Here is a 3018-nt window from a genome sequence, read left to right as displayed (position 1 = left end):
GCGGGCGCGGAGCAGGCCGCCGCGCTGGCCCTGGGCGGGCTGCTCGGCGCCTACTCCTTCACCCGGTACCGCACCGGCGAGGAGCAGACCGCCCCGGTCGACGAGATCACCGTGTTCAGCCGCGCGGAGGGGGCCGAGGCCGCCGTCGAGCGCGCCGCCACCGTCGCCGCCTCCGTCTCCCTGGTCCGCGACCTGGTCAACACCCCGCCCTCGGACCTGTGGCCCGCCCGCTTCGCCGAGATCGCCGAGCAGACCGGCACCGAGGCCGGCCTGTCGGTGGAGGTCCTGGACGAGAAGGCCCTCAAGGAGGGCGGCTACGGCGGCATCGTCGCCGTCGGCCAGGGCTCGGTCAACCCGCCCCGCCTGGTCCGGCTCGCCTACAGCCACCCGGAGGCCGCCAAGACGGTCGCGTTCGTCGGCAAGGGCATCACCTTCGACTCCGGCGGCCTGTCGCTCAAGCCGACCGCCTCGATGGACTGGATGAAGTCCGACATGGGCGGCGCGGGCGCGGTCTTCGGCGCGCTCGTCGCGATCGCCCGGCTGGGCCTGAAGGTCAACGCGGTGGGCTACCTCTGCCTGGCCGAGAACATGCCGAGCGGCACCGCCCAGCGCCCGTCGGACGTGTTCACCAGCTACGCGGGCAAGACCGTGGAGGTGCTCGACACCGACGCCGAGGGCCGTCTGGTCCTGATCGACGGCATCGCCCGCGCCGGCGAGGACTCCCCCGACCTGATCGTGGACGTCGCCACGCTCACCGGCGCGCAGATCGTCGCGCTCGGCTGGCGTACGGCCGGCGTCATGGCCAACGACGACGAGCTCCGCGAGGAGGTCGTCCGGATCGCCGGCGGGCAGGGCGAGAGCGCCTGGGGCATGCCCCTGCCCGACGAGCTGCGCAAGGGGCTCGACTCCCCCGTCGCCGACATCGCCAACCTGCACCCCGAGCGCTTCGGGGGCATGCTGACCGCGGCCATCTTCCTGCGGGAGTTCGTGCCGGAGGGCGTGCGCTGGGCGCACATCGACATGGCCGGTCCCGCCTTCAACAAGGGCGAACCGCACGGCTACACGCCGAAGGGCGGGACCGGGGCGATCACCCGGACCCTCGTCGGCCTCGCCGAACAGTACTCGCGCTGAGGTCAAGCCCTGCGCGAGCGGGGCGCACGCGGCGTGGACAAGTGAAAAGATGCGCTTGCCGGGGCCCGGTCAGAAGCCGGCCCCCGGCGGCATAACGATCCGACAAGGAGCATTCCTGTGGCTGATGGCAGCGGCCCCTACGACATCGTCGTCCTGGGTGGCGGTAGCGGTGGGTATGCCTGCGCTCTGCGGGCGGCCGAGCTGGGCAAGACGGTCGTGCTGATCGAGAAGGACAAGATCGGCGGCACGTGCCTGCACCGGGGATGCATCCCCACCAAGGCCCTCCTCCACTCGGCGGAGGTGGCCGACGAGACGCGCGAGAGCGAGACCTACGGCGTCAAGGCCCGCTTCGAGGGCATCGACGTCCCCGCGGTCCACGCGTTCAAGGACAAGATCGTCACCCGCGCCTGGAAGGGCGTGCAGGGCCTGCTCAAGAGCAAGGGCATCACGATCGTCGAGGGCGAGGGCCGCCTGGTCGGCCCCAACCGCGTCGCCGTGGGCGATGACGTCTACGAGGGCCGCAACATCGTGCTGGCGACGGGCTCGGCGCCCAGGTCGCTGCCCGGCCTGGAGATCGACGGCGAGCGGATCATCACCAGCGAGCACGCGCTCAAGCTGGACCGCGTTCCGGCCTCGGTGGTCGTCCTCGGCGGCGGCGTCATCGGCGTGGAGTTCGCCAGCGTCTGGCGCTCCTTCGGCGCCGAGGTGACGATCGTCGAGGGCCTGCCGCACCTGCTCCCGCTGGAGGAGGAGTCCAGCTCCAAGCTGCTGGAGCGCGCCTTCCGCCGCCGCGGCATCAAGCAGGAGCTGGGCGTCTTCTTCGAGGGCGTCAAGACCACCGACACCGGCGTGGTCGTCAGCCTGGCCAACGGCAAGACCCTGGAGGCCGAGCTGCTGCTGGTGGCCGTCGGCCGCGGCGCCGTCACCGCCGGCATGGGCTTCGAGGAGAACGGCGTCGCCATCGAGCGCGGCACCGTCGTCGTCGACGAGCACTGCCAGACCAGCGTGCCGGGCGTCTACGCGGTCGGCGACCTGATCCCGACGCTGCAGCTCGCCCACGCCGGCTTCGCCGAGGGCATCATGGTCGCCGAGCACATCGCCGGGCTCAACCCGCCCGCGATCGACTACGACGGCGTACCCCGGATCACCTACTCCGACCCCGAGGTCGCCTCCATCGGCATCACCTCGGCCCAGGCCCGGGAGAAGGGCCACGAGATCGTGGAGATGACCTACGACCTCGCGGGCAACCCCAAGAGCCAGATCCTGGGCACCCAGGGCGCGGTGAAGGTCATCGCCGCCAAGGACGGCCCGGTGCTCGGCATCCACATGGTGGGCCGCCGCATCGGCGAGCTCGTCACCGAGGGCCAGCTGATCTACAACTGGGAGGCCCTGCCCTCCGAGGTCGCCCAGCTCATCCACGCCCACCCGACCCAGTCGGAGGCCGTCGGCGAGGCGATGCTCGCCCTGGCCGGCAAGCCGCTGCACGTCCACAACTAGTCGAAGCCCTCACTCGGAACGCGAGAGAAGACACCATGCCGAAGTCCGTACAGATGCCCCAGCTCGGCGAGAGCGTCACCGAGGGCACCGTCACCCGCTGGCTGAAGAAGGAAGGCGAGCGCGTCGAGGCCGACGAGCCGCTCCTGGAGGTGTCCACCGACAAGGTGGACACCGAGATCCCGTCGCCCGCGGCCGGAATCCTCACCAAGATCATCGTCGCTGAGGACGAGACCGTCGAGGTCGGCACCGAGCTCGCCCTCATCGACGAGAACGCCACCGAGGGCGCCGCCGCTCCCGCGGAGGCCCCGGCGGCCCCGGCCCCGGCTCCCGAGCCGGAGCCCGCCCGCAGGCGCCGATCTCCTCGATCCCGCAGCCCGCCCCGCAGGCCCC

At 71.8% G+C, this 3018-nt stretch carries 3 protein-coding genes; all 3 read left to right on the top strand.

What is annotated here, in order from left to right; all coding sequences use genetic code 11:
- Positions 1-1131 (top strand): leucyl aminopeptidase (locus tag ACWJ6R_RS33525; RefSeq protein ID WP_449066068.1); only part of this gene is annotated, 1131 nt, incomplete at its 5' end.
- Between the two features lie 117 nt (positions 1132-1248).
- The gene (lpdA, locus tag ACWJ6R_RS33520) at positions 1249-2628 is read left to right on the top strand and encodes a dihydrolipoyl dehydrogenase (protein ID WP_449066067.1); all 1380 of its coding nucleotides are present in this window, start codon (positions 1249-1251) and stop codon (positions 2626-2628) included.
- A 35-nt stretch (positions 2629-2663) separates the two neighbouring features.
- The coding region (locus tag ACWJ6R_RS33515; RefSeq protein ID WP_449066066.1) for a biotin/lipoyl-containing protein at positions 2664-3018 on the top strand (355 nt) is incomplete at its 3' end.

This window comes from Planomonospora algeriensis, assembly GCF_977012225.1.
The sequence above is the reverse complement of the archived record's forward strand: the minus strand, read 5'-3'. Positions and strand labels throughout refer to the sequence as shown.